Source organism: Comamonas sediminis (genome assembly GCF_041107495.1).
GTDB classification, from domain to species: Bacteria; Pseudomonadota; Gammaproteobacteria; order Burkholderiales; family Burkholderiaceae_C; genus Comamonas; species Comamonas sediminis.
In genome coordinates this window covers 123,006-149,275 of the sequence record NZ_JBGBDC010000008.1, presented here as the reverse complement: position 1 = coordinate 149,275, position 26,270 = coordinate 123,006, and the positions used below count along the sequence as shown (strand labels likewise).

At 65.8% G+C, this 26,270-nt stretch carries 22 protein-coding genes and 1 pseudogene; 11 read left to right on the top strand and 12 right to left on the bottom strand.

Going from position 1 to position 26,270, the window contains the following annotated elements; genetic code table 11:
* Nucleotides 1-463: 463 nt before the first annotated feature.
* A pseudogene (locus tag AB7A72_RS18505) lies at nucleotides 464-1,123 on the top strand (Smr/MutS family protein); the annotation flags it as partial.
* A 169-nt stretch (nucleotides 1,124-1,292) separates the two neighbouring features.
* Here the strand turns inward: AB7A72_RS18505 and AB7A72_RS18500 are convergent.
* The 4 genes from AB7A72_RS18500 to AB7A72_RS18485 form a co-directional block, all read right to left on the bottom strand.
* Complete coding sequence (locus AB7A72_RS18500; RefSeq protein ID WP_369460787.1) at nucleotides 1,293-2,408, bottom strand: M48 family metalloprotease; 1,116 nt, start codon at nucleotides 2,406-2,408, stop codon at nucleotides 1,293-1,295.
* A 42-nt stretch (nucleotides 2,409-2,450) separates the two neighbouring features.
* Complete coding sequence (locus tag AB7A72_RS18495) at nucleotides 2,451-3,044, bottom strand: LemA family protein (protein ID WP_239809212.1); 594 nt, start codon at nucleotides 3,042-3,044, stop codon at nucleotides 2,451-2,453.
* Between the two features lie 212 nt (nucleotides 3,045-3,256).
* Nucleotides 3,257-3,655, bottom strand: a complete 399-nt coding sequence (locus AB7A72_RS18490; protein ID WP_239809213.1) for a group II truncated hemoglobin — start codon at nucleotides 3,653-3,655, stop codon at nucleotides 3,257-3,259.
* Nucleotides 3,656-3,760: 105 nt separating this feature from the next.
* A complete protein-coding gene (locus AB7A72_RS18485) occupies nucleotides 3,761-6,277 on the bottom strand; it encodes an ABC transporter permease (RefSeq protein WP_369460786.1) in 2,517 nt (838 codons plus the stop codon).
* A gap of 196 nt (nucleotides 6,278-6,473) precedes the next feature.
* Between AB7A72_RS18485 and AB7A72_RS18480 the strand changes: the two genes are divergently transcribed.
* Nucleotides 6,474-7,499, top strand: coding sequence for a sensor domain-containing diguanylate cyclase (locus AB7A72_RS18480; RefSeq protein ID WP_369460785.1), 1,026 nt, complete (start codon nucleotides 6,474-6,476; stop codon nucleotides 7,497-7,499).
* Between the two features lie 44 nt (nucleotides 7,500-7,543).
* Here AB7A72_RS18480 and AB7A72_RS18475 read toward each other — a convergent pair whose 3' ends face one another.
* From AB7A72_RS18475 to apbC, 4 genes are all read right to left on the bottom strand, one after another.
* Complete coding sequence (locus tag AB7A72_RS18475; protein ID WP_369460784.1) at nucleotides 7,544-7,834, bottom strand: hypothetical protein; 291 nt, start codon at nucleotides 7,832-7,834, stop codon at nucleotides 7,544-7,546.
* On the bottom strand, nucleotides 7,834-10,125 hold the full coding sequence (locus AB7A72_RS18470; protein WP_369460783.1) for an FdhF/YdeP family oxidoreductase: 2,292 nt from the start codon (nucleotides 10,123-10,125) through the stop codon (nucleotides 7,834-7,836). Before AB7A72_RS18470 ends, AB7A72_RS18475 begins: the two co-directional genes overlap by 1 nt.
* A 100-nt stretch (nucleotides 10,126-10,225) precedes the next feature.
* Complete coding sequence (locus tag AB7A72_RS18465) at nucleotides 10,226-11,188, bottom strand: LysR family transcriptional regulator (protein WP_369460782.1); 963 nt, start codon at nucleotides 11,186-11,188, stop codon at nucleotides 10,226-10,228.
* Nucleotides 11,188-12,279 (bottom strand): iron-sulfur cluster carrier protein ApbC, encoded by a 1,092-nt coding sequence (gene apbC, locus AB7A72_RS18460; protein ID WP_312453015.1) that lies wholly within the window; start codon nucleotides 12,277-12,279, stop codon nucleotides 11,188-11,190. The genes AB7A72_RS18465 and apbC overlap by 1 nt, the downstream gene beginning before the upstream one ends.
* A gap of 108 nt (nucleotides 12,280-12,387) precedes the next feature.
* Here apbC and AB7A72_RS18455 point away from each other — a divergent pair, with 108 nt between their 5' ends.
* The 4 genes from AB7A72_RS18455 to AB7A72_RS18440 all read left to right on the top strand — a co-directional run bounded on the left by AB7A72_RS18455 (nucleotide 12,388) and on the right by AB7A72_RS18440 (nucleotide 16,985).
* Nucleotides 12,388-12,969 (top strand): restriction endonuclease, encoded by a 582-nt coding sequence (locus tag AB7A72_RS18455; RefSeq protein WP_312412982.1) that lies wholly within the window; start codon nucleotides 12,388-12,390, stop codon nucleotides 12,967-12,969.
* Nucleotides 12,970-13,043: 74 nt separating this feature from the next.
* Nucleotides 13,044-14,309 (top strand): patatin-like phospholipase family protein, encoded by a 1,266-nt coding sequence (locus AB7A72_RS18450; RefSeq protein WP_369460781.1) that lies wholly within the window; start codon nucleotides 13,044-13,046, stop codon nucleotides 14,307-14,309.
* A gap of 121 nt (nucleotides 14,310-14,430) precedes the next feature.
* A complete protein-coding gene (gene metG / locus AB7A72_RS18445; RefSeq protein WP_369460780.1) occupies nucleotides 14,431-16,581 on the top strand; it encodes a methionine--tRNA ligase in 2,151 nt (716 codons plus the stop codon).
* 5 nt (nucleotides 16,582-16,586) lie between these two features.
* Nucleotides 16,587-16,985: a hypothetical protein gene (locus tag AB7A72_RS18440; RefSeq protein ID WP_369460779.1), complete on the top strand. Its 399-nt coding sequence runs from the start codon at nucleotides 16,587-16,589 to the stop codon at nucleotides 16,983-16,985.
* 21 nt (nucleotides 16,986-17,006) lie between these two features.
* Here the strand turns inward: AB7A72_RS18440 and AB7A72_RS18435 are convergent, their stop codons facing one another.
* Nucleotides 17,007-17,684: a YitT family protein gene (locus AB7A72_RS18435; protein WP_312452977.1), complete on the bottom strand. Its 678-nt coding sequence runs from the start codon at nucleotides 17,682-17,684 to the stop codon at nucleotides 17,007-17,009.
* A 327-nt stretch (nucleotides 17,685-18,011) separates the two neighbouring features.
* A complete protein-coding gene (locus tag AB7A72_RS18430) occupies nucleotides 18,012-18,506 on the bottom strand; it encodes an outer membrane protein assembly factor BamE (RefSeq protein WP_312412967.1) in 495 nt (164 codons plus the stop codon).
* A gap of 44 nt (nucleotides 18,507-18,550) precedes the next feature.
* Here AB7A72_RS18430 and AB7A72_RS18425 point away from each other — a divergent pair, with 44 nt between their 5' ends.
* The 3 genes from AB7A72_RS18425 (at nucleotide 18,551) to AB7A72_RS18415 (ending at nucleotide 20,120) form a co-directional block, all read left to right on the top strand.
* Nucleotides 18,551-18,757, top strand: a complete 207-nt coding sequence (locus AB7A72_RS18425; RefSeq protein ID WP_021026491.1) for a DUF3460 family protein — start codon at nucleotides 18,551-18,553, stop codon at nucleotides 18,755-18,757.
* Nucleotides 18,758-18,821: 64 nt separating this feature from the next.
* Complete coding sequence (locus tag AB7A72_RS18420; protein ID WP_407064996.1) at nucleotides 18,822-19,685, top strand: segregation and condensation protein A; 864 nt, start codon at nucleotides 18,822-18,824, stop codon at nucleotides 19,683-19,685.
* Between the two features lie 72 nt (nucleotides 19,686-19,757).
* A complete protein-coding gene (locus tag AB7A72_RS18415) occupies nucleotides 19,758-20,120 on the top strand; it encodes a 5-carboxymethyl-2-hydroxymuconate Delta-isomerase (RefSeq protein WP_239809226.1) in 363 nt (120 codons plus the stop codon).
* Between the two features lie 107 nt (nucleotides 20,121-20,227).
* Here the strand turns inward: AB7A72_RS18415 and AB7A72_RS18410 are convergent, their stop codons facing one another.
* Together AB7A72_RS18410 and AB7A72_RS18405 are read right to left on the bottom strand one after the other, a co-directional pair.
* Entirely contained in the window at nucleotides 20,228-21,796 is a 1,569-nt protein-coding gene (locus AB7A72_RS18410; protein ID WP_312413651.1) for a TerC family protein, read from the bottom strand.
* Between the two features lie 240 nt (nucleotides 21,797-22,036).
* Nucleotides 22,037-23,866 carry a chorismate-binding protein gene (locus tag AB7A72_RS18405; RefSeq protein ID WP_369460777.1) on the bottom strand — a complete coding sequence of 610 codons (1,830 nt, stop codon included), beginning with the start codon at nucleotides 23,864-23,866 and terminating at the stop codon, nucleotides 22,037-22,039.
* 85 nt (nucleotides 23,867-23,951) lie between these two features.
* Between AB7A72_RS18405 and AB7A72_RS18400 the strand changes: the two genes are divergently transcribed.
* Nucleotides 23,952-24,584, top strand: a complete 633-nt coding sequence (locus AB7A72_RS18400; protein ID WP_369460776.1) for a tRNA-uridine aminocarboxypropyltransferase — start codon at nucleotides 23,952-23,954, stop codon at nucleotides 24,582-24,584.
* A 117-nt stretch (nucleotides 24,585-24,701) separates the two neighbouring features.
* The gene (locus AB7A72_RS18395; protein WP_369460775.1) at nucleotides 24,702-26,231 is read left to right on the top strand and encodes a M20/M25/M40 family metallo-hydrolase; all 1,530 of its coding nucleotides are present in this window, start codon (nucleotides 24,702-24,704) and stop codon (nucleotides 26,229-26,231) included.
* Nucleotides 26,232-26,270 lie beyond the last annotated feature (39 nt).

Below are 26,270 nucleotides of genomic sequence, written 5' to 3'. Positions count from 1 at the left end.
AATATACAATTATGCAAATATAAATTTAGTCACTATTGATTAGTATACTATTTCACACTCACAACAAATTAAATACACATAGATCATTTTAAAATTTTGTAAAACCCATATACCCCAGATAAATTAATTTGTGATTTATGAATATTTTATTTATTTTTGCAATACATTTTTCATATCGCATTGTTGATTACTGGGAATTTATACTTTAATCAAGCACCCAACCTAATAAACTACTACATACAAAATTAAATCTTGTTCTCATTGGATAAAACAAGAAAAGTCTTATATGATTTTTTGTGCAATGAATTATTTCAGATATTTTTGATTAAAACAAGTCTCTTGCATCCGAATTACGATAGAAGGATGGGAACTTCACCGCACAAGCAAGATTCTGGCGCACAATCTTTCTGCTGTGAGCCGACGCGTACGGAGCAGCACTGTCGATGGCCGAGGAAGGTGAGATGTGAGTAAACAGGACAAAGCCCGAGGCGCTTCATCGTTGCGCGAGCTCAAGCAGCTGCGCAAGGCGCTGACGGCCTTGCAGGCCGAGCAGGCGGCCCAGCGCCAGCTGCAGGAAGCCGCCCGCCAACAGGCGCTGCGCCAGACCGAACGCGACCGCCTGCTGTTCCGGCAGACCGTGGGCGCCGTGCGCCCGCTGCCCAGCAGTGGCCAGATCCACGCCGAGATGGCGCTGCCCGATCCGCTGCCGCTGCAACACTGGGCTGATGAAAAACGCGTGCTGCTCGAAGCGATGAGCGACGAGTTCGACGCCAGCACCCTGCTCGATACCGATGACCAGTTGAGCTTCAGACGCAAAGGCATTGGCCGCGATGTGGTCCACAAGCTGCGTGCCGGGCACTGGACCATCCAGCGCCAGATCGATCTGCATGGTCTGCGCACCGACGAGGCGCGCCAGGCGCTGGGTACGTTCATCCGCCAGTCCCAACGCCAGGGGCTGCGCTGCGTGCGCGTGGTGCATGGCAAGGGCCTGGGCTCGCCCGGGCGCATGCCGGTGCTCAAAGGCCGGGTGCACAGCTGGCTGGTGCAGAAAAACGAGGTGCTGGCCTTTGTGCAGGCGCGCCCGGCCGAAGGCGGCGCCGGCGCACTGGTGGTGCTGCTGCGTGCCGCCACGATGACGGCCAGTGCCGTCAACGTGGCCGATGCGCTGCTGGAGATGCAGGCACTGGCCGGGCAGGCCGCCGCCGTGCCCGCCCCTGACCCGGTGGCCCAGCAGGTGGCATCCTGGGCGGCGCAGTACCGCAGCGCCAAGCCCAAGCGCTGACCGCGCGTTTTCAGGATGCCTCGGGCTTGCCCAGCGGCAAAGGGGCCGTGAAGGGGTTCACCCAGCGCTTGTCCGGGTCCTGCAGCGGCAGCGCCTCGCGCGCATCTTCTTCGCCATAGATGCGGGCGATACGCTCTTCCAGGCGGGGATGGCTGGCCAGCCAGCGCGCGCCGCCCAGGTGCCAGAAGTCGTGCATCTCTTCGGTGCTGTGCACCTCCACCAGCAGCATGTGCTCCACCAGAGGCGCATAGGCGCCGGCTGCCCCGCCCCGGGATTGCAGCGCACCGGCCTGCATCGGGTAGTCCTGCTGCCACAGCGCCTTGCGCAGTACGCGGCCCAGGCCATCGGGGTTGCGCGTCCACTGCACGGCCCGGGCATCGGCCAGGTACTCGCGCTGGCGCGATACCGCCGCCTTGAGCGCCTGCGCCGCCAACCAGCCCAGCCAGCCTACGGCCATCAACGGCCTGCCAAACAGCGACACGCCGCGCTCGACCCAATCGCGCCCGTAGTTGAACAGCATCTCCAGCCCGAACACATAGCCGGCCAACTCCATGTTGAGCCGGGTATCGCCCTCGTGCAGATGGGACAGCTCATGCGCCACTACCGCCTGAAGCTCATCGCGGCTGAGGTACTCCAGCGCACCCATCGACACGACGATCACCGCATCGTCGGCCTCCCAGGCGGCGGCAAAGGCGTTCAGTGACAGGTCACGCGGCAGCACCATGGCCTGGGGACGCCGGGCGCCGGCGGCAATGCAAAGCTCGTCAACGATGTTTTGGTACTGCTGCTCGGCATGCGATACCGAGGGGCGCAGCGCCCGCGCGCCCAGTTGCCTGGCCAGGTGCAGCCCGCCCTCGCGCAGGTTACTGCGCTTGATCCAGGCGCCGCCCAGCACCATCAACGTGACAATGCCGATATTGGTGGCCAGAAAACCGGCCGGGTAGTGCACCGCCACCTGCTCCAGCCGCAGTGGGCTGAAAGCCACCGCCACCAGCGCAGGCATCCAGAACACCAGCGCCAGCACCAGGTGCACACCCACGGCAATGCCCAGCACCAGCAGCGCAAAGGCGGCCAGCAGGCCCCAGGTGCGGCGCCTTGCGCTGGTTTGGAAATCCCAGAATTTCATGCGGTGGCGGCTACGGCTTGGCAGCGCACCGGGCCATGGCCCTTAGAACTGCACACGAACGGCTTCGCGTTCCTGGGCGCTTTGCGTCGACTGCAGCATCGGCATCGCATGGAAGCCGAGGATCGAGGCCACGACAATCGCCGGGAAGGCGCGGGAGGCGTTGTTGAATTCCAGCACCTGGTCGTTATAGGCCTGGCGCGCATAGCCGATGCGGTTTTCGGTGCTGCCCAGCTCTTCGCTCAGCGAGCGCATCGTGTCATCGGCCTTCAGATCAGGATAGCTCTCGGTCAGCACCATCAGCCGGCCCAGCGCGCCCCCCAGCGCGCCCTCCGCAGCCACCATCGCCTCGGCCACCTCGGGCTTGCCGGGCGCGGCACGCAGCGCACTGGCCGCTGCCTGGGCCTGGCCGCGCGCGCGGATCACCGCCTCCAAGGTCTGGGACTCATGCTCCAGGTATTTCTTGGCGACCGCCACCAGGTTGGGCACCAGGTCATAGCGCCGCTTGAGCTGCACATCGATCTGCGCCAGCGCATTGCTGGTGCGGTTGCGCAAGGTCATCAAGCGGTTGTAGACCAGCACGCCCCAGACCAGCACGGCGGCGGCCAGCGCCGAGACCACCATCAAATTGGTATTCATAACCCTCATCCACCCTCATTGTTTTTAGTGGCCTGATTATGGGCCAAAGCGTCGCGGGACCCCAATAGGGAATGCAAACCAGGGTGGCCGTTGCATTTTGTGAACCTTCTGCATGACAGATGTCAAGAAATCAGGTATTGGGCTGCGGGCTCGCCGCCACAGCGCGGGGATCAGCACCCACCCGCGCAGGCATCTCGGTGGAGCGGGCCTTGTCAGCGGTTGCGCATCCAGTCGGCGGTCTGGAAAAAGCTCTGGCCTAGGCGGCTGCGCAGTTTCTCGTCCACCCCGACATCGCCCATGGCCTGGTCCATGCAGGCCAGCCACTGGTCGCGCTCCAGGATGCCGATCGAGAACGGCATATGGCGCATGCGCAGGCGCGGGTGGCCAAAGCGCTGCTGGTAGTGGTCAGGGCCGCCCAGCCAGCCGCAGAGAAACCAGAACAGCTTGTCGCGCGCATCCTGCAGGCTGCTGCCATGGGCCTGGCGCAGTTCCTGGTAGCCGGGCTCCAGGTCCATCAGGTCATAGAAACGGTCCACCAGCGCCCGCACTTTTTCCTCGCCACCGATCCATTCGAACGGGGTGTCAAAGGGGGGTTTTTCTTCGATTTGCATAACGGGCTCTCAGGGTACACGGGGGCAGACCATCGGGGGAGCGGGCGCTGTGCCAGTACAGCGCCCGTGCTACCGGGCCCGCGATATTACCGCTTTTGGACGGCGTCACACGGCCTCGCGCAAGGTCACGACGACCGGGCGGCGCAGCACCTCGCGCAGGCCCCACCAGCCGGCCACCAGCGCCAGCAACGCACCGCTGGCACCGCCGGCCAGCGGCACCCACCAGCGTGGCACCCAGACAAAGTCGAACACGAACCGGGCCAGCGCCCAGCCAATGGCCATGGCCACCACGCTGGCCAGCACACCGGCCAGCAGCCCGACGCCGGCCAGCTCGGCCCGTTGCACCTGCTGCAGCAACTGGCTGCGTGCGCCCACGGCCCGCATGATCGCGTACTCACGGGCGCGCTCCTCGCGCGTCGCGGTGATCGCGGCAAACAGCACCACCAGGCCTGCGGCCAGCGTGAATCCGAACAGGAACTCCACCGCGCGGATGACCTGGCCGAGCACCTGCTGGAGCTGGGCCACGGTGGCGCGCAGGTCGACGTTGGTGATGTTGGGAAACTCGCGCACCAGCGCATTGTCAAAGCCCGGGGCGTCTGGCGCGCGGTAGGCGGCCAGGTAGGTCACGGCGACATCATCCATCTTCGCGACCGGGTACATCACGAAGAAGTTCGCGCGCATCGATCCCCAGTCCACCTTGCGCAGGCTGGTGATCCTGCTCTCGTGCTGCACGCCGCCCATGTCAAACAGCAGGCGGTCGCCGATTTTCAGGCCCAGCGTTTCGGCAATACCTTCTTCGACACTGACGCCCCCCGCCTCGCCCGGCGTCCACCGGCCCTGCACGATCTGGTTGTGCTCCTGCAGCACATCGCTGTGGGAGATGTTGAACTCGCGGTCGACCAGGCGCTTGGCGCGGTCTTCGCTGTAGTCGCCCGGGCCCACGTCCTTACCATTGATCTGGATGAGGCGGCCGCGCACCATCGGGTACCAGTCCCATTTGTCGATGCCGGCCTGGCGCAGCCGCTGCTGGAAGGCGCCCGCCTGGTCCGGCAGGATGTTGATGACAAAGCGGTTCATTGCATCGGGCGGCGTCGTCTGCCGCCAGGTCTGGATCAGGTCGGTGCGCAGCAGCACCAGCAGCACCAAGGCCATCAGGCCGACGGCCAGGCTGCTGACCTGGACCACGGCAAACCAGGGCCGGGCGGCCACCTGGCGGGTGGCCAGCAACAGCCAGCGTGGCGCCGTGCGCTCGTTCACCCCACGGCGCAGCAGCGCAATCGCCGCCGCGCTGAGCAGGCCAAACAGGACGATGGCCATCGCAAAACCACCGACCGCAATGCCGCCGAGCTTGGCATCGCCACTGACCAGCAGCAGCAGGGCCGCAAAACCCAGCACCCCCAGCAGCAGCACCGAGGCCGACGCCGGGCGCAGGGCACCCAGGTCACGCCGCAGCACGCGCAGCGGTGGCACCTGGGCCAGCTGCAGCACCGGTGGCAGGCCAAAGGCCAGCAGCAAGGTCATGCCCATGCCCACGCCCATCACCAGGGGCCAGCCGCTGGCAGCGGGCAAGGTCACGGCCAGCAAGCCCGCCATCAGCCAGACAAACAGGTAGTGCATCGCATAGCCCAGCGCGACGCCCAGCAGGCTGGCCGCCAGGCCGACAATGACGAACTCGACCACATAGGCGCCGGCAATGGCGCGCTGGCCCAGGCCCAGCACCCGCAGCAGTGCCGCGCCGTTGAGGTGGGCACTGGCAAAGGTGCGCGCCGCCAGCGCCACGGCCACGGCCGACAGCAGCGCGGCCAGCAAGGCCACCAGGTTCAGGAATTTCTGCGCCCGCTCCAGGGTCTGCTCCATCTCGGGCCGGCCGCTTTGCAGCGACTCGATGCGCACGCCATGCGTATGCGGCTGGGCCACTTCGGTCTCGGCCCATTGCAGAAACTGCGCTGCTGCTGCGGGCTCACCGGCCACCGCAAAGCGGTACAGCAAACGGCTGGCGGGCTGCACCAGACCGGTGGCAGCCAGGTCGCTCCAGTCCAGCATCACGCGCGGAGAAAAGCCCAGAAATCCCGCCCCCCGGTCCGGCTCGATCGTCAGCACCCGGCCAATCGTGAAGCGCTTGTCTCCAAGCCACAGCACCGATCCGGTCTTGAGCGCCAGCGCCTCCAGCAAGCTCGGGTCCACCCAGACTTCGCCAGGCGCCGGAAGGTCGCGGGTGGCACTATCGGGCTGGCCGGCAGCCGCTGCGGTGCGCAGGCTGCCGCGCAACGGGTAGCCGGCCTGCACCGCCTTGAGGCCAACAAGGCGGGATTCACCGCCATCGGCATCGTCCGCGCGGGCCATCGTTGGAAAGGTCACCGTCGTGACGCCCTGCAGCCCCAGCGCCTGGGCCTTGTCGCTGAAAGCCGCTGGTGTGCGGTTGTCGCTGACCACCACGACATCGCCGCCCAGCAGCTGGCTGGCATCGCGCTGCAGCCCTGCCTGCAGGCGGTCGGAGAAAAAGCCCACGGACGTCAGCGCCGCCACGGCCAACGCCACCGCCACCAACAGCAGGCGCAGCTCACCGGCGCGCCAGTCGCGCAGCAATTGGCGCCAGCCCAGCGCAAAAAAGTTGTGTTTCATGCAGCAAACATAACTGATGCGCGTTTACCCCCAGCCATGGCCGGAATTGCGCGCGGAAACGCGCGCTGGCAGCCACTCACCCCAGGCAACGGAGATTTCGTAGACGGCCTCCAATGGCTCCATTGAAAGAGATGATCCCCAACACGGCGATTGCGAGTTACGATATGAAACAACGTTCTCTCAACGAGCCAACCCTATGCAAGCCTTGATTTCACAATTGGGCCAGACCTTTGCCAAAGCTCGCAGTTTGGAGGAGCTGACGCGCCCCCTGCTGGAGATGCTGCAAAAAGTCACCAGTCTGGAATCCACCTACCTCACCCGCATTGATCTGGGCCAGCGCGTCCAGCAGGTGCTGTTCGCGCGCAATACCCAGAGCCTGCAGATTCCCGAGAACCTGAGCGTGCCCTGGGAAGACACCCTGTGCAAGCGTGCCATCGATGAGAACCGCCTCTACACCGATGATGTGGGCACGATCTGGGGCGACTCGCAGGCCGCGCGGGCACTGGGAATCCAGACCTACGCCAGCACCCCCGTGCACCTGTCGGACGGTGCGCTGTACGGCACGCTGTGCGGTGCCAGTGCGAAACGCCAACCGCTGCAGCGCGACACCCAGGATGTCATGCGCCTGTTTGCCCAGTTCCTGGGCCAGCAGGTCGAGCGCGAGCAGCTGCTGGTCCAGATCCAGGTGCAGAACGAAGAGCTGCAACGGCTGGCCCGCACCGATGCGTTGACCGGCCTGCCCAACCGCCGCGCATTGATCGAGCAGCTCGGCCAGCTGCAGGCCATAGCCCGCCGCCAGGAGCGCTATGTGCTCGTCGGCATGATCGACATGGATGGCTTCAAGGCCATCAACGACGGCTACGGCCATGAGGCGGGTGACCGCTTCTTGCAACTGCTGGCCGACCAGATGCGCGAAGCGATGCGCGGCTCGGACCTGGTTGCGCGCCAGGGCGGCGATGAATTCGCCTTTGCCGGTCTGGGCCCGTTTCTGAGCGAGCCCGTCGCACCGGCCCTCAACGAAACGCAGGCGCGCCTGTTTGCCAGCACCCGCGCCGAGGCCCTGTGCCTGGGCCAGGGCGTGAGCCTGAACTACCAGGGTGCCAGTGTGGGCCTGGTGGCGGTGACGCCGGACACCGATGCGGACAGTGCGCTACAGCAAGCCGACCTGGCGATGTACCAGACCAAGCAGGCCCGCAAAGCGCGCAATGCGGTCGTTGCCTGAGTGCTGAGACGGCGCCCAGGCCAGCGGACATTGCGAGACGCTGGTCAAGCCTCGGCGATCTGCGCCGCGGCCACGGCGCCAGCGGCCGTCAAAGCCAGCATCCAGCGCCCTTCCGATGCGTCAGCCACCACCCAAGCGGGTTGCTGGGCTTGCTGCAGGCGCCCGTTGAGCATGGCCAGCTCGCGCAACACGCTGCTGGCAGGGGCATCCAGACATTTGGCGATGCGCACCAGCGCCACCGCCTGCCCGGCGCGGGCCTGCTGCTCCTGCGCCAAGACCTGCACCATGCGCTGCGCCAGCGGCGAGAGCTCCGGCAGAGCGGTGCGCCACTCCATCACTGCGGCGCCTGGCCTCGCTCCAGCACCACCGGAATGGATTTGGACGTCGGCGTGCCCGCATGTGCCGCCACTGCCGACAGTGGCACCAGCGGGTTGGTCTCCGGGTAGTAGGCCGCCAGGTTGCCGCGCGGAATGTCATAGGCCACCAGCTTGAAGCCTTCCACGCAGCGCTGCTGGCCATCGTCCCAGACGGTGCGGATATTGACCCAGTCACCATCGGCCAGGCCCAGATCGCGGATGTCATCGGCATGGATGAATACCACCCGGCGCTGGCCAAACACGCCCCGGTAGCGGTCGTCCATGCCATAGATCGTGGTGTTGTACTGGTCGTGCGAGCGGGTGGTCAGCAACGTGAACACGCGCTGGTCATGCAGGCGTGCGCGCGCCCGGTGCGTGGGGGTGGCCACCGGCACCGCATGGGCGTGGAAGCTGGCCTTGCCACTGGCCGTGGCCCAGATGCGCTCGCTGGCGGTGTTGCGCAGCCGAAAGCCACCGGGCACGGCCACACGCTGGTTGAAGTCGGCAAAGTCAGGAAAGACCTTGGCGATCTCGTCGCGGATCAGCGCGTAATCGGCGGCCAGCGCCAGCCAGTCCACCCGGCTGCGCGCGCCCAGGGTGGCATGGGCCAGGCGCGCCACAATCGCCGGCTCCGACAGCAGATGGGCCGAGGCCGGTGGGTTCATGCCCATCGACAGGTGCACCATGCTCATCGAGTCCTCGACCGTCACGCCCTGGGGCTGGCCGTTTTGCAGATCGATCTCGGTGCGGCCCAGGCAGGGCAGCAGCAGCGCCTCGCGGCCATGCACCACATGGCTGCGGTTGAGCTTGGTGGTGACCTGCACCGTCAGCGCGCAGCGCTGCAGGCCTTTCCAGGTCTCATAGGTATCGGGCGTGGCAGCGGCAAAATTGCCTCCCAGCGCAAAGAACACCTGGGCACGGCCATCGCGCATGCTGGCAATGGCCTCCACCGTGTCCATGCCGTGCGCGCGGGGCGGCGCAAAGCCATAGACCTCCTGCAGCCGGTCCAGCAGGGCCGCAGGCGGCTTTTCCCAGATGCCCATGCTGCGGTCGCCCTGCACATTGCTGTGGCCGCGCACCGGACAAGGCCCTGCCCCGGGCCGCCCGATATGGCCGCGCAGCAGCAGCAGGTTCAGAATCATCTGGATCGTGGCAACTGAATGCGCATGCTGGGTGATGCCCATGCCCCAGCAGGCAATCACCTTGTCCGCGCCCAGGTAGACATCGGCCGCCGCCCGCATCTGCGCCTCGCTCAGGCCCGATTCCTGCGCCAGCAGTGACCAGTCTTCCTGGCGCAGGCTCTGCGCCAGCGCGTCGAAGCCGGTGGTGTGTGCAGCAATAAAGCCATGGTCCAGCACACCGCCCCGGGCCGCTTCCTGCTCCAGCACATGCTTGAGCATGCCCCGCAGCGCCGCCAGGTCGCCACCCACGCGCAGCTGAAAATAATGCGTGCTGATGGGGGTGGAGCCCAGGGTCGCCATCTCCAGCTTGTCCTGCGGGTCGGCAAAGCGCTCCAGCCCGCGTTCGCGCAACGGATTGAAGCTGACGATGCGCGCGCCGCGCTTGTGCGCCTCGCGCAGCTCGCCGAGCATGCGCGGGTGGTTGGTGCCCGGGTTCTGGCCAAAGATGAAGATCGCATCGGCCTCTTCAAAATCCGCCAGGGTCACCGTGCCCTTGCCCACACCGATCTGCTCGCGCATCGCCGTGCCGCTGGGCTCGTGGCACATGTTGGAGCAATCGGGGAAATTGTTGGTGCCGTATTCGCGCACAAACAGCTGGTAGAGGAAGGCCGCCTCGTTGCTGGCCCGCCCCGAGGTGTAGAACACCGCCTGGTCCGGGCTGGGCAGCGCGTTCAGATGCCGGGCAATCAGCGCAAAGGCGTCGTCCCAGGCGATCGGGAGGTAGTGGTCGCTGGCCGGATCGTAGACCATCGGGTGCGTCAGACGGCCCTGGTCCTCCAGCCAGAAATCGCTGTGCTCGGCGAGCTCGCGCACGCTGTAGCGGGCAAACAGCTCGGGGCCTGCACGGCGGGCCGTGGCCTCGGCGGCAACGGCCTTGACGCCGTTCTCGCAGAACTCGAAGGTCGAGGCATGGTTGCGGTCGGGCCAGGCACAGCCCGGGCAGTCAAAGCCGTCGGGCTGGTTGGCCGACAGCAGCGTCTTGGCCCCCTTGACGGCGATATCGTGGTGCAGCAGCGTGTTCTTGACACTGTTCAAGGCACCCCAGCCACCGGCTGGGCCTTTGTAGAAGGCGATTTTTTGTTCTTGCATGGCAGGACTGGTTAGAACGTGTTAACGATCTCAGCCCTGCATTTCAACCCGCTGCCCTGCCAGCGTCAAATTCAATGCCGCAATGCCGGCATTCGCAAAACTATGCTTGGTCTGGCGGGGCCGCTGCCAAGGCGCCGGCATGCTGCAGGCACTGCTGCTGCCATTCGTCCTGCGCCATCAGCGCGCGCGCCGCCTCCATCGCGGGCATGCCCTGCTGCGATTGCTGGTAGAGAAAGGCGACCTCGCTCTCGACCACCGGCTCCACCAGCGGCCAGGCGCGCAGGCCAGGTGTGTGCCGCACGGTGGCCAACACGGCGCCCGGAACGATGCTGGCCACCTGGCCCTCGCCCACCGCCTGCAGCAGGGCCTGGACGGAATTGGTCTCCATGGCAGGCTGCACCAGCACGCCGACGGCCAACAAGCTGCGCTCGACGATCTGGCGGTTGTGCATGTCGGGCGTCAGCAGGCACAGCGGCTGCTGCGCGGCCTGGGCCCAGCGCAGCGGCTCGGCGGCATGCAGGGTATCGCCCACACAGGCCGGGTGCGGCGCCGCTTGCAACAGGTAGTAGTGTTCCTGGTACTGGGGCGCGCAATGGGTGCGCGGGCGGCGGATGCGGTCGCTGTAGCCCAGCGCCAGGTCCAGGCTCAGCTCTTCCAAGCCACGTTCAATATCGGGGGAACTCATCGCATGCAGCACCGGCACCAGGCCCGGATGCTGGCGGCGCAGCAGGCTGGCAAAGCGCAGCAGCATCGGCATGGCCGTGGGCACGGCCGCCATGCGCAGCTGCCCTTGCAACTGCCCTGCCTGGGCGCTCAGGCGCTGGCGCAGGCGCGCCTCGCTTTGCAGCATCTCCAGGCCGGTCTGCAGCACCTGCTCGCCCTCGGGCGTGAAACCGGCAAACACCCGGCCCCGCCGCACGATGGCCACGCCAAACTCGGCCTCCAGCGCGCGCAGCGCGTTGGACAATGCCGGCTGGGTGATATGGCAGGCCTGGGCTGCCCTTGCGAAATGGCCGTGCGCATGGAGCGCGGCCAGATAGCGCATGGCAGCGAGCAGGTTCATCAGGTGTTGCTGCTGACGGAGATGGTCGGGAACTTCGACGAGAAGTCCTTGGCCTGCTGCGCGATCTTGACCGCGATGCTGCGGGCCACCTGCTTGTAGATGGCCGCCACTTCGCTGTCAGGCGCCGCCACCACCGTGGGGGTACCACTGTCCGCCTGCTCGCGGATCTGCATCGACAGCGGCAGCGCACCGAGGTAGTCGAGCTGGTAGTCGGCAGCCATATGCTTGCCGCCATCGGCGCCAAAGATATGTTCCACATGGCCGCAGTGGGTGCAGACATGCATCGCCATGTTCTCGATCACGCCCAGGAGCGGCACACCCACCTTCTCGAACATCTTGATGCCCTTGCGCGCGTCGAGCAACGCGATGTCCTGCGGCGTGGTGACGATCACCGCACCGGTCAGCGGCACGCGCTGGCTCAGGGTCAGCTGGATGTCGCCGGTGCCCGGTGGCATGTCGATCAGCAGGTAGTCGAGGCCGGCCCAGTTGGTCTGGCGCAGCATCTGCTCCAGCGCCTGCACGGCCATCGGGCCGCGCCAGATCATCGCCTGGTCCTGGTCGACCAGCAGGCCGATCGACATCACCTGCACGCCATGGTTGAGCTTGGGCTCCATGGTCTTGCCATCGCTGCTCTCGGGCTTGCCGTCCACGCCCATCATCATCGTCTGGCTGGGGCCGTAGATATCGGCATCCAGCACGCCGACGCTTGCGCCCTCGGCCGCCAGCGCCAGCGCCAGGTTGGCGGTGGTGGTGCTCTTGCCCACGCCACCCTTGCCCGATGCCACGGCAATGATGTTCTTCACACCGGGGATCAGCGGCACACCGCGCTGCACGGCATGCGTGATCACCTTGTTGCTGATGGTCACCGAGACGTTTTCGACGCCCGGCACCGCCTTGGCAGCCGCCACGAACTGGCTGCGCAACTGCGGCACCAGGCTTTTGGCGGGGTAGCCCATCTCCACATCAAAGGCGACATCGCCGCCATGGATCTGGAGGTTGCGCACGGCACGCGTGCTGACAAAATCTTTGCCCGTATGCGGGTCTTGAACGCTGGCCAGCGCGGCCAGTAGCGCGGTTTCGGTCACTGTCATCGTGTTTTCTATTCCTGAGACAGCAATAAGTCTAGCGAACCGCGCTTGCCCTTGCGAACCAGCGACAATCTGGGCTTTTCCCCTGCACCTCTTGAAAGACCTGCACCCGTGAAACTGAAAATGGCCGAGAACTCCGTGTTTGCGATCTTGCTGCGCTCGTCGTGGTGGATCAGTGTGGTGGTCGGAGCCATCATCGTGGTGCTGTGCCTGGCGCTGCTGCCCAAGGACATCCGCTTTGTCGGCGCAGCCGGCAGCCTGCCATTCTTCGTGATCGGCGCCATGGCCGCCAAGCGCCAGTGGAACCAGCCCAGCGCGGCGGCCAGCCAGGCGCTGCTGGCGCAGGCCAGCGCCCTGTCCAGCCGCGACCTGCAAGCCTGGCTGAGCCGCGCCTGGCAGGCCGAAGGCTATACCGTCACCCCGGTGCAGCAAGGCGCCGCCGATCTGCAATTGGCGCGCAACGGCCAGACCACCCTGGTGCAAACCAAGCGCAGCAAGGCCGGCGTGCATGGCATCGAGCCGCTGCGCGCGCTGCATGAGGCCGCCAGCCAGGCGGGCGCCGCCAGCGTCTATGTACTGCTGCAAGGCGAGCTCAGTGACAACGCGCGCACGTTTGCCCGTGACCAGAAAATCGTGCTGCTGCAGAACCTGGAACTGGCGACCTTGCTGAAAAAGGCGGCGGCGAAAGCCTGACGATGGGGCATTGCGGATAGCGCAGCGACAGCGCCACTTGGCGCAGCACCCCCGTTTCGGCTATGGTGCTGCCCATGTCTGCCGCTCTGCACTACAGCCCCCATTCCGCTGCCACCGCCATCGTGCTGTCGGGGGGCGGCGCGCGCGCCGCCTACCAGGTGGGGGTGTTGCAGGCGCTGTCGCGCCTGCGCCAGAACGCCGGGGCCGACCATGCGCCCACGCCCTTCCCGATAGCAGTAGGCACCTCGGCCGGCGCGATCAATGCGGCCGGCCTGGCCTGTGGCGCTGAGCATTTCGACCTGGCGGTGCAGCGCCTCTCGCGGGTGTGGCGCAACTTTTCCACCAGCCAGGTCTACCGTGCCGATGCCTTTGGGGTCATGCGCAGCGGGGCGCGCTGGCTCAGCCTGCTGACCCTGGGCTGGGCGCTGACCCGCTGGCACCACAGCAAACCCCGCTCGCTGCTGGACAACGCCCCGCTGCTGGAGCTGCTGCAGGCCGAGCTGCCCCTGGAGAAAATCCCCCATTTGCTGCGCAAAGGCACGCTGTCGGCGTTGGCCATCACCGCATCGAGCTACACCACCGGCGAGCACATCACCTTCTACGAAGCCGGCCCCCATGTCCCCAGCTGGTCGCGCACGCAGCGCCGCGCCATCCAGGACCGCATCAGCCACCAGCACCTGATGGCCTCGTCGTCGATCCCCTTCATCTTCCCGCCCGCCGAGCTGATGCTGCGCGGCCAGTACAACTACCTGGGCGACGGCGCGATGCGCCAGACCGCGCCGCTCGCCCCTGCGGTGCACCTGGGCGCCCAGCGCATTGTGGTGGTCGGTGTGGGCCGCTCGCACGAGGTGCTGAACCTGCCCCAGGGTGAGCACCCGCCGTTCCCGTCGCTGGCCCAGGTGGCCGGCCATGCACTGTCCACGATCTTTCTCGATGCACTGTCGGTCGATGTGGAGCGGGCCCAGCGCATCAACCACACCTTGAGCCTGATCCCCGAGGCCGAGCGTGCCCGCAGCGCACTGCGGCCGCTCGATCTGCTGGTGATCACGCCGTCGCAGTCGCTGCATGCGCTGGCGCTGGCGCACCTGCAGGAGCTGCCCACGCCGGTGCGGGCGCTGCTGGGTGCAATGGGCGTGTCGGTGCACAGCCAGAATGTTGGCAGCGCTGCGCTGGCCAGCTACCTGCTGTTCGAGCCGGGCTACACCCGGGCGCTGATGGCGCTGGGCCGGGCCGACACGATGGCGCGGCGCGACGAGGTCTGCGCCTTTTTCGGCTGGGGCAGCCGGCCGGCAGGCCCTGCCAATCCCCTGGTCGCGCCATCTGGCCCGGTAAGCGCCTAGAATTGGCCGGTTCTGGAGCGCCCGCGGGCGCGAGGGCTGGCCATGCCGCCCTCCCTGTGACCAGAATCCGCAACGGCCACCGGCCTGCGTCCTCTCTGTGATTAGAAAGTTCCGCAACCCTATGTCTCAACGAAAGATTTTCGTCACCACCGCCCTGCCGTATGCCAACGGCAACTTCCACATCGGTCACATCATGGAATACATCCAGGCCGATACCTGGGTGCGTGCGCAGCGAATGCAGGGCAATGCGGTCAACTTTGTCGGCGCCGATGACGCCCATGGCGCGCCGATCATGATTGCCGCCGAAAAAGCCGGCAAGACGCCACAGCAGTTTGTCGCCGACATCGCCGCCGGCCGCAAGCAGTACCTCGACGGCTTCCACATCGGTTTTGACAACTGGAGCAATACCGACAGCCCCGAGAACCACGAGCTGTCCAAGCAGATCTACCTGGACCTGAAGGCCGCCGGCTTTATCGAGACGCGCACCATCGAGCAGTTCTTCGACCCGGAGAAGAACATGTTCCTGCCTGACCGTTTCATCAAGGGCGAATGCCCGCGCTGCCACGCCAAGGACCAGTACGGCGACAACTGCGAAGTCTGCAGTTCCGTCTATGCGCCCACCGACCTGGTCAACCCCTACTCGGCGCTCTCTGGTGCCAAGCCGGTGATGAAGAGCTCGGAGCATTTCTTCTTCAAGCTGTCCGACCCGCGCGCGGTCGAGTTCCTGACCCAGTGGACCCAGGACGGCCAGCATGTGCAGCCCGAGGTGGCCGCCAAGATCAAGGAATGGTTCGGCGTGCGCACCAACCCCGATGGCTCGACCAGCGAAGGCCTGGACGACTGGGACATCTCGCGCGATGCGCCCTACTTCGGCATCGAGATCCCGGATGCACCAGGCAAGTACTTCTATGTCTGGCTGGATGCGCCGGTGGGCTACCTGGCCTCGCTGAAGAACCTGCTGGCCCAGCGTGGCGAGGACTACGACGCCTACATGGCCGATCCGGCGCTGGAGCAGTACCACTTCATCGGCAAGGACATCATCACCTTCCACACCCTGTTCTGGCCGGCGATGCTGAAGTTCAGCGGCCGCAAGACCCCCACCAAGATCTGCGTGCATGGCTTCCTGACCGTGAACAACGGCGAGAAGATGAGCAAGAGCCGTGGCACCGGCCTCGATCCGCTCAAGTACCTGGCCCTCAAGATGAACCCCGAGTGGCTGCGCTACTACCTGGGCGCCAAGCTCAACGGCAAGAACGAAGACGTCGACTTCACCGCCGAAGACTTCATGCTGCGCGTTAACTCCGACCTGATCGGCAAGTACGTGAACATCGCCTCGCGCGCTGCCGGCTTTATCAGCAAGCGCTTTGAAGGACGCCTGGGCGAGGTGAGCGCCGACGGCCAGGAACTGCTGGCCGTGCTGCGCGCGCAAAAGGAGGCGATTGTGGCCGCCTACGAGGCACGCGACACCGCCCGCGCTGCCCGCGAGATCATGCAGCTGTGCGACAAGGTCAACAGCTATGTCGATGCCAACAAGCCCTGGGAGCTGGCCAAGAAGGACGGCATGGAGCAGCGTCTGCACGATGTCTGCACGGTCTGCATCGAAGCGTTCCGCATCTTGACCATCTACCTCAAGCCGATCCTGCCGGGTGTGGCTGCCGAAGTGGCGAACTTCCTGATCGTGCCGCCCGAGCAATTTGCCGACGTGGACAAGCCGCTGGGCGCTGGCCACCAGATCGGCGTCTACCAGCACCTGATGCAACGGGTGGACCCGCTGCAGCTCGAAGCGCTGTTCGAAACCCCTGCCAGCCAGGAAAAGGCGGCGGCCGCTGCAGCGCCTGCCAAGGCCAAGAAGGCCGAGAAGAAAGCCGAAGCCGTGGTGGACCCGAACGCCCCCGGCGGCGAGCCGCTGGCCGAGACCATCGGCATCGACGACTTTGCCCGCATCGACCTGCGCATTGCCAGGATTGTCGAATGCAAGGCCGTGGAAGGCTCGACCAAGCTGCTGCAGCTGACCCTGGACGTTGGTGAAAAGGGTGAAGACGGCAAGCCCAAGACCCGCAATGTGTTCAGCGGCATCAGCAGCATGTACACGCCGGAGCAGCTGCAAGGCAAGCTCACCGTGCTGGTCGCCAATCTGGCGCCCCGCAAGATGAAGTTCGGCATCTCCGAAGGCATGGTGCTGGCCGCCAGCCATGCCGACGAGAAGGCCCACCCTGGCATCTATGTGCTGGAGCCCTTCCCTGGCGCGCAGCCAGGCATGCGCATCCATTGATCCGGATGGCCGCTGACCGCCGCCTCTTGCAGCCCCTGCGCTCCGTAGCCGCAGGGGCTTTTTACTGCGCCTCGGCCCTGCTGCTGGGCGGCTGCAGCGTTGTGGCAGTCGGAGCCGCCGCCGTCAGCGTGACCGCCACGGCGGTGGGGCTGGCCGCCGATGCGGCGGTGGGCACCGCCAAGGTGGTGGGCAAAGGTGTAGGCAAGGCCTATGACATGGCGACAGGCGAAGAACAGGACAACAGCGGAATAACAGTGCGCTACCGGGAGCGCAGACCGGGCGAAACCTTCCCGCCGCCGCAGCCCACCGAGCCGCTGGCAACGCAAGCGCCCGCACCTACCCCTCCAATGCCGCCAGCCAGGCCTGCTGCGGCAGCAGAAACCGCCATCCCCAACGGGCCCTGAATCACCCGGTTTTGAGAGCGCTCAGTTACCGGCGTAGCGACCGGGCCGGTGGCTGATCCACAGGAACACGCTCATCACGACGGCGGCCAGCACCGAGTAGGCCACGCGCTCGAATGGCACGACCCACAGCGCCAGCAGCACCACCGTGCAGTCGATGACCATCTGCACCTTGCCGGCGCGGATGCCATAGCGGTCCTGCAGGTAGAGCGACACGATGGTGGCGCCGCCCAGGCTGGAGCGGTGGCGCGCCAAAAAGAGGCAGCCGGTGCCCATCAGCAGGCCACCGGCGATGGCGGCATACAGCGGGTTCAGGTAGTCGATATGGATGAAACGCGGGCCGATATCGACCAGCAGCGCCAGCATGGCCACCGAGATAAAGGTCTTGACGGTGAACTCCGGCCCCATGCGCGTCCAGGCAAACCAGTAAAAGGGCAGATTGATCGCGAAGAAAATCGCACCAAACGGCAGCCCCGTGGCGTAGTGCAGCAAAAACGCCAGCCCTGCGGTGCTGCCCGTCAGCAAACCCGCCTGCGCAAACAGGCCCAAGGTGATCGAGACAAACAGCGAGCCGGTGAACAGCGCCTGGGCATCTTCAAAGCGGCCATGGCGCATGGCAGGCCCCGGCAGCGCAGCAGGGGCAACGGCCACGGTGCCGGGCAGGCCCGTGGGCGCGGTGGGGCGGGATAGCGGTGAGGACATGTCGGGTGGACAGCAAGTTTCATGCCCGCACAAGGATGGTGCGCGGGGCAGCCTGGCAGGGGTAATGCTAGGTATAAACCCGAATTTTAAAGAGTTTCAGCCCGTTACGGTAAAGGATCTTCTGCAAGTCCCTCGCCAAGCGGGATGGGCGCGGATCGGGATGAGACGCAAGGCGTCTTTCGCGGTCAATAGCCGTAGTTATTGACAAGGAAGACCACGCAGGGGATCGCCCGAGCCCGCGTTCAGACCACGGCAGGGAGTTTTGCAGAAGGTCCTGAGGCATATCCGCAACAGTTGGGGGCCTATCACGGCGGATGCAGGCCGCGCTCAGCGGCTGGGCAGCACCTGGGTGCTGTTGCTGCGTAGCACCTTGCCCTGGGCATCAAACACCACGGTGAACAGCATCTTGGTGTTGGGCGGATCGATCCAGCCCCAGTCCCATTCCGCCTCGTTCTTCAGCGGGTAGCTGGTGCGCTTGGCCGGCTGGCCCAGCAGCCGGCGGATCTCCTGCTGGTCCATGCCCGGCTGCACCTTCGCAAAGTAAGCCGGGGCCAGCACCTGGCGCAGCGCGCTCATCTTGCCATCGGTGCCAATGGTGATCATGTAGTTCTGCGCACCGGCGGGCTGGCGCGTGTACTCCAAGGTGTGCGAGCCATCGGCCTCGTCCCAGATCTGGTTGGGCTCGCCAAAACGGTCGCGCACGTCCTGCTCGGTCGAGACGTGCTCCTCCAGTTCCTTGATGCGCTGTTGGTCGCAGCCCGCCAAAAACACGGAAACGGCCAGCGCGGAAGCGGCGATTGCAAATTTGGTAAGGAAGGACATGGTCAGGTTCGGTAGAATCCAGGCACAAGAGGTAAATATACGCTATGTCTTTCTTCCGCCGCCCCGACTACCAATCCGACACCACCCAGTTCCTGCTGAAGCTCAAGGCCGACAAGCCCGAGCTGGAACAAGGCCAGCGCGAAGGCCGCGCCCTGCTGTGGGACAAGGATCTGGACCGCCAGCAGCAAGCCGAGTACCAGACCGCACGTGTGGCGCAAAAGCCTTACGTATACCAAACCAACCACGATTGATCGCCCTGCCCGCTGCCGGCCGCCTGGCTCCGCAGCGGCTTTCGATCCCGCATAGCCCCCGCGCATGGCAACCCCCGGCAACCTGACCACGGCTGAGGACGACACACGCCCCGCCGCAGGTGCCGCTGCCATGCCCGAGGTGGTGGACCAGGTGGCGCTCGCCCGCCTGTACGGCGAGCCGCTGTTCGCGATGCCCACCGACCTGTACATCCCGCCCGATGCGCTGGAGGTGTTTCTTGAGGCTTTTGAAGGCCCGCTGGACTTGCTGCTCTACCTGATCCGCAAGCAGAACTTCAACATCCTCGACATTCCGATGCTGAGCGTCACCCGCCAGTACCTGAGCTATGTGGACGAGATCCGCAGCCGCAACCTGGAGCTGGCCGCCGAATACCTGCTGATGGCCGCGATGCTGATCGAGATCAAGTCGCGCATGCTGCTGCCGCCCAAGAAGCAGGCCGAGGGTGAAGAAGCCGAAGACCCCCGCGCCGAGCTGGTGCGCCGCCTGCTGGAGTACGAACAGATGAAGCTGGCCGCCCAGGGGCTGGGCGCCGTGCCGCAGTACGGGCGCGATTTCATCAAGGCCCAGGTCTTCATCGAGCAGGCGCTGCAGCCGCGCTTTCCGGATGTGGAGATGTCCGAGCTGCAGGAGGCCTGGCGCGACATCCTCAAGCGCGCCAAGCTGGTGCAGACCCACAAGATCACCCGCGAAGAGCTCTCGGTGCGGGAGTACATGAGCGCCATTCTCAAGCGCCTGCAAGGCCGGCGCTTTGTCGAGTTCGAGGACATCTTCGAGCCCGAGAAAGGCAGCACCGTGCTGGTGGTGACCTTTATCGCGCTGCTAGAGCTGGCCAAGGAAACCTTGATCGAGATCACCCAGGCCGAAGCCTTTGCGCCCATCTATGTGCGGCTGTCGTACACACCCGTCTGAGCCGCTCCAGGCCTGACCCTGCTACCGCCCAAGCCCCCTTATTACCCTGCCTTTATTCCAACGGAGACCACCATGCCGCATCTCGTCATCGAATACACCAACAACCTCGAGAACTTCCCCGAAGCCCATCTGCTCGATGCCCTCAACGCTGCGGTGATCGCCAGCGGCCAGGTGCAAAACGAGCAGGACCTCAAGAGCCGCGTCGTGCGCACCGAGCAGTTCGTCATTGGCGCCGACCCCACCGCGCTGCGCGGCTTTGTGCATGCCGAGCTGCGCCTGCTGGCCGGCCGCACGCCCGAGGCCAAGCGCGACCTGTCCGACCGCATCGCCGCCGTGCTGCGCGAGTTCACACCCCACCCCGAGGGCATGCTGGTGCAGCTGAGCGTGGACATTGTCGACATGGACCGGGGCGCTTACTACAAGGGCTCGCTGTAAGCAGCATTCAGCGGCCGCCGCATTCGCGGCCCCAAATATACAAGGCCTGCCGGCTCTTGCGAGAGGGCAGGCCTTTTTCATTGCGGGCCGAGGCGAAGATGCGGCGCTCAGTGCTCCACAGGCATCTGGCCCTTGTTCTCCCTCTCGATGCGGATCTTGCGCATCACGCCATCGGTGGCCTCGGTGACGGCAAACTGCCAGCCGTCGATCACCACCACATCGCCCTGCCGGGGCAGCGCCCCGTTGAACTCGGTGAGCAGACCGCCCAAGGTGGTGAAGGCATCGGCAGACGAGACCAGCTCATTGGAGCCCAGCAGCTGCTGCACCATGTGCACATCGGCGGCGCCGCTGGCCATCCAGGTGTCGGGCTCGCCGTCCACCGCCTGGATCGTGAAGCTCTCGTCCTCGTCGGGAAACTCGCCGGCAATCGCTTCGAGCACATCGACCGGCGTCACGACGCCGCTCATCACATGGAACTCGTTGATCACGATCACCATATGGCCCTTGGACTGGCGCAGGTCGTTGATCAGCGCGATCACGCCGGCGCCTTCGGGCACCATCAGCGGCTTGCGGATGGTGGCCGGCTGGATGGCGCCATGCTGCATCAGGTCCATCAGCATGTCCTTGGCTCGGGCAACACCCTGGAGCTGGTCCACATGGCCCATGCACACCGGCAAGTGGCTGTGCGGGTTGTCGTTGAGCGAACGCTGGATGGCCTCGGCATCGTCGCTCAGGTCCACCCAGTCCACATCCGAGACGGGGGTCATGATCGAGCGCACCTTGCGGTCACCCAGCGACAGCACGCCGCTGACCATGATGCGCTCTTCGGGCGCAAAGGTCAGTTCGGCCTCGGCAGCGCCCGGGTCGTTCTGCGCATGCTCGGTCTGGCCCTGGCCGCTGCGGCCTGCCATCAGCGACAGCACTTTCAGCGCCGTGCGCTCGCGCAGCGGCACGCGCTGCTCATGGCGGATCGCGTTGCGCGAGGACACCTGGTTGAAGGTCTCGATCAGGATCGAGAAACCAATGGCAGCGTACAGATAACCCTTGGGCACATGGAAGCCCAGGCCTTCGGCCACCAGGCTGAAGCCGATCATCAGCAGGAAGCTCAGGCAGAGGATGACAATGGTCGGGTGCGCATTGACAAAGCGGGTCAGCGGCTTGGAGGCAAACAGCATCACACCAATCGAGATGACGACCGCCGCCATCATCACGCCCAGGTTGTTGACCATGCCGACGGCGGTGATCACGGCATCGAGCGAGAAAACCGCATCGAGCACCACGATCTGCGCGACCACGGCCGAGAAGCTGGCGTAGACCGTGCTGCTCGACTTGCTCAGGCTCACACCTTCCATGCGCTCATGCAGCTCGGTCGTGGCCTTGAACAGCAGGAACAGACCGCCCAGCAGCAAGATCAGATCGCGCCCGGAGAAACTGAGCGGCCCAACAGAAAACAGCGGTTGCGTGAGGGTCACCAGCCAGGAGATGGCGGTGAGCAGACCCAGGCGCATCACCAGGGCCAGGGACAGGCCGATGACACGTGCCTTGTCCCGCTGGTGGGGCGGCAACTTGTCGGCAAGGATCGCGATAAAGATGAGATTGTCTATGCCCAGAACGATCTCGAGCACCACCAGGGTAATGAGACCAATCCAGATCTGCGGGTCCGAGAGCAGCTCGATCATGCGGCGCTCCCTTCAACGGGCAGAGACACCGTCAGCGGTGTACTGGGGCAAGAACTAAAGGACAGCGACAGCGTGGTCGCACACGGAAGAGGCTCAGGGTCCGGGTTGTCGGGCATACATTCCGAAGGGTTGCTAAACAGCCTCCATCCTAACGTGCAGCACAAAAACCCCTGGCCTCTGGCCCATTCGTCGCGGTAGCCGCATGCCGCCACGCGGCAAGCACGGTCCCCGGCAGACTCAGCGCTCCATCGCTGGCTGCGGCCAGACCGGCACCGCACCCTGCACCTGCGCCGGTATCCAGCCGCGCAGGCTGTTGACAAAAGCCCAGGCTTGCACACGCGGTACATCGCTCAACGTCACCACGCCTTCCACCAGCTGACCCGCCTCCAGCGCCAGGCGGCGCCCCACGCCGGGCAGCAGGCCGCAGTGCAGCGCCGGCGTGATCCAGCGGCCATCGAGCTGCATGGCGATATTGCCCCGGGTGGTCTCGGTGATCTCGCCGGCCTCGTTCCACAGCAGGGTGTCAAACACGCTGCTGTCCTGCGGCGCCCAGCGCTCGTAGTGCGCACGGCGGCTGGTCTTGAAGCGCACAAACTCGCCGTGGGCCTCGGCCAGCGGCGCGGCCGCCCATTGCAGCCGGACCTGCGCAGGCGATGGCGGACAGGCAAAGGCCTCGGCCTGGAAGCTGCCCGGGGCATGGAGCAGCAGGCGCAGGCGCCACAGGCCTTGCGGATGGGCTTGGGCCAGGCCGTCCAAAGCCGCTTGCGCGGCCACCCCATCCCAGCGGTAGCCAAAATGCGCGGCCGCAGCGGCCATGCGCTCGAGGTGCAGCGCAGCATGGCGCAACTGGCCATCGTCCAGCGCCAGGGTTTCGATCAGCGCAAAGGGCATGCTGGCCCGCTCCAGAAAGGCACGCTTGTGCAGCCACTCGCGCCACTCGCCGTCAGCGGTGGCATCGGCGGTGATGCCGCTGCCAATGCCGCATTGCAGCTGCGCGCCGCGCAAGGCCACGGTGCGGATGGGGACGTTGAAGGTCGCGCGTATGCCGCCTGCGCCATCGGAGCGCACAACGCCCAATGCGCCGCAGTACCAGCCGCGCGGCCCAAGCTCCAACTCGGCAATCGCCTGCATCGCCGCCCGCTTGGGCGCGCCGGTGACCGAGCCGCAGGGGAACAAGGCCTGCATCACGTCGGCCAGGCCGGTGCCCTGGGGCAGCTTGGCCCGCACGTCCGAGGTCATCTGCCATACCGTTGGCAGCGCCTGCAGCGCAAACAGCTGCGGCACCTGCACGCTGCCCAGTTGCGCAATGCGCGCCAGGTCATTGCGCAGCAGGTCGACGACCATCACGTTTTCGGCCCGCTCCTTGGCCGATGCGCGCAAGGCCTGGGCCTGGGCCTCGTCCTGCGCGGGGCTGCTCCCCCGTGCAGCCGTGCCCTTCATCGGGCGGGTCAAGATATCGCCCGCGCCGCTGGCCGGTTGGTGCCAGTCAAAAAACAGTTCAGGCGATACCGACAGCAGCTGCTCATCGCCCCGGTCGATATGCAGTGCATAGCCGCCGGGCTGGGCCTGCTGCAACGCGGCAAACAGCGCGGCGCCGTCCACCCCGCCGCCGGGCAAGGCGCTGTGGCCCTGCAGCTGTTGGGTGTAGTTGATCTGGTAGTAGGCGCCGTTGCGGATATCGGCATGGATGCGCGCCATCTGCGCATCGAACTGGGGGCGGCTCAGCGTGCCGCGCCATTGCAGTTGCACGGCAGGCGCTTCGGCCTCGGGCAGCTGCGCCATGTCAGCCGGTGGCGCATCCCACACCGCAAACCAGGCCAGGGGCTCGCCGCTGGGCGCTGCCTGGGTCGGCAAATAGGGGTTCAGCGCCGAGGCGGCTTCATAGCGCAGGCCGCCCACGCAGAAGGCCCCGGCGCGCGCGGCCTGCTCCACGGCATCCAGCAAGGCGCGCAAGGATGGCGCGTCCTGCGCCTCCAGCACCCGGTCCGGGCCGGACAGGGCCAGGCGCAGGCGCTGCTGCTCACCGGCCAGAGGCTGGCCCATATCGATGCGGGCAGAAAAGGACATGTGCGCTGTCATAGGGGCGCCAGCATAGCGGCGGCGCCTTGTCCTTGCAGCACAATAGCCCTCTGTCTGCTCCCTTACAGCTCCCGTGTCCTCTGCCCCGCGCCGCGCCCAATGCCCCCGCTGCCTCCGTCCGCAAACTGCCTGCATCTGTGCGCTGGCGCAGCCGCTGCAGGCTGCTACCCAGGTGCTGGTCCTGCAGCACCCGCTGGAGCTGCAGGAAGCCAAGGGCACTGCGCGCCTGCTGCACCTGTGCCTGCCGGGCAGCCGGCTGGAGGTAGGCGAAGCCTTTGACCCAGCACAGCTGGAGCAATGGCTGTACGGCGCCTGGCCCGGCGCAGAAGCCCCCCAGCAAACGCTGTTGCTCTACCCCCAGACACCCGACCAGCCCGCCGCCCTGATGGCGCTGACGGACCGCGACGCGCCAGTACCCGTCCGGCGCCTGGTGCTGATCGACGGCACCTGGCGCAAAAGCCGCAAGATGCTCTATGCCAACCCGCTGCTGGCCCGGTTGCCCCGCCTGGCGCTGACGGACACCGCGCCAGCCGGCTACCGCATCCGCAAGGCACCCCGCGCAGGCCAGCTCTCGACCCTGGAGGCGGCTGCGCTGGCACTGCAACAGCTGGAGGCCTGGCCCGATGGCGCGCCGCCGCTGCAGGCGCTGCAGCAGTCCTTTGACGGGCTGATCGCGCAGTACGAACGCCTGCGCAGCGCCCACTGAGCGATTGGCGCCCTGGCGACAATGCGCCCGCCTGCGCGCCCGGGGGTGAGCGCGCACTCGGGGATACTCCAGGCCATTGCCTTGAACCTGTTTTCCTTTGACTGACGGAGCCCTTGCATGAAGTTCTCGACCCTCACCCTGCTCACCGCCGCGCTGTGCGCCGCCGGCCTGGCCCAGGCCGCCGCCCCCTCCGATGCCGCCGTGCAACAAGCCAGCAGCGCCAGCCTGCGTGAATGGATCGAGGTGCTGGCCTTGCCCAATGACTCGAACGTGGCAGCCGACATCGAGAAGAATGCGCAGTGGTTCAAGGCGGCGCTGGACAAGCGCGGCTTCCAGACCCAGCTGCTGCCCAACCAGGGCAAGCCGATGGTGCTGGCCACCCTGCCCCCGGTGCCCGGCGCCACCAAGACGGTGCTGTTCTACGCCCATATGGATGGCCAGGCGGTGACCCCGTCCGAATGGCAGCAGGAAAGCCCCTGGAAGCCGGTGCTGAAGGAACGCCAGGCCGATGGCGCCTGGAAAGAAATTGCACTGGAGCAGCTCTACGGCGCCCAGCCCAACCCCGAGTGGCGCGTGTTTGGCCGCTCGTCGTCCGATGACAAGGCCCCCATCATCATGCTGATGGCCGCCATCGATGCGCTCCAGCAGCAGGGCCTGGCGCCCAGCACCAATATCAAGATCCTGCTCGACTCCGAAGAGGAAAAGGGCTCCCCATCGCTGGGCGGCGTCATCGACGCCAACCTCGAGGCCCTGAAGGCCGATGCACTGCTGGTGCTCGATGGCCCGATGCATGCCAGCAACCGCCCCACCCTGGTGTTTGGCAACCGGGGCGTGGCCCAGGCCACCCTGACCGTGTACGGCCCCAGCCAGGATCTGCACAGCGGCCACTATGGCAACTACGCCGCCAACCCCGCGTTCACGATGGCGCAGCTGCTCGCCTCGATGAAGGCGCCCGATGGCCGCGTGCTCGTCAAGGGCTACTACGACGGCATCCGCTTTGATGCGCAGACCCAGGCGGTGATGAAGGCCGTGCCCGATGACGAGACCGCGCTGCGCAAGCGCCTGGGCATCGCCCAGACCGAGAAGGTGGGCAACAACTACCAGGAAGCGATGCAGTACCCCTCGCTCAATGTGCGCGGGCTGCAAAGTGCGGACGTCGGCGCCAAGGCCCGCACCGTGGTGCCCGCCCAGGCGATCGCCGAGCTGGACCTGCGCACCGTCCCCGAGACCCCGCCCGAGCGCCTGCTGCAGCTGCTCAAGACCCATATCGAAGGCCAGGGTTTCACGCTGATTGACGGCGAGCCCAGCGCCGAGCAGCGCGCCCAGTACCCCAAGATGGCGAGCCTGAAGATGGGCGGCGTGTCGGCCTCGTCCAGCGCCGTGCGCACCGACCTGAACGCCCCCATTGGCGACTGGCTGCGCCAGGGCATGCAGCAGGCCTGGGGCCAGGCACCCGTGCAGATCCGCATGATGGGCGGCACAGTGCCCACCGGCGCTGCAGTGCAGGCGCTGAAGGTGCCGTTTGTGATCGTGCCGATGGTCAATGCCGACAACAACCAGCACAGCAAGAACGAGAACATGCGCCTGGGCAACTACTTCGATGGCGTCAAGAGCCTGGCATCCATCCTGAGCCAGCCCTGGAAATAAGCCCCAAAAAAGGCCCCCAAGCGGGGGCCTGCTGTGCGT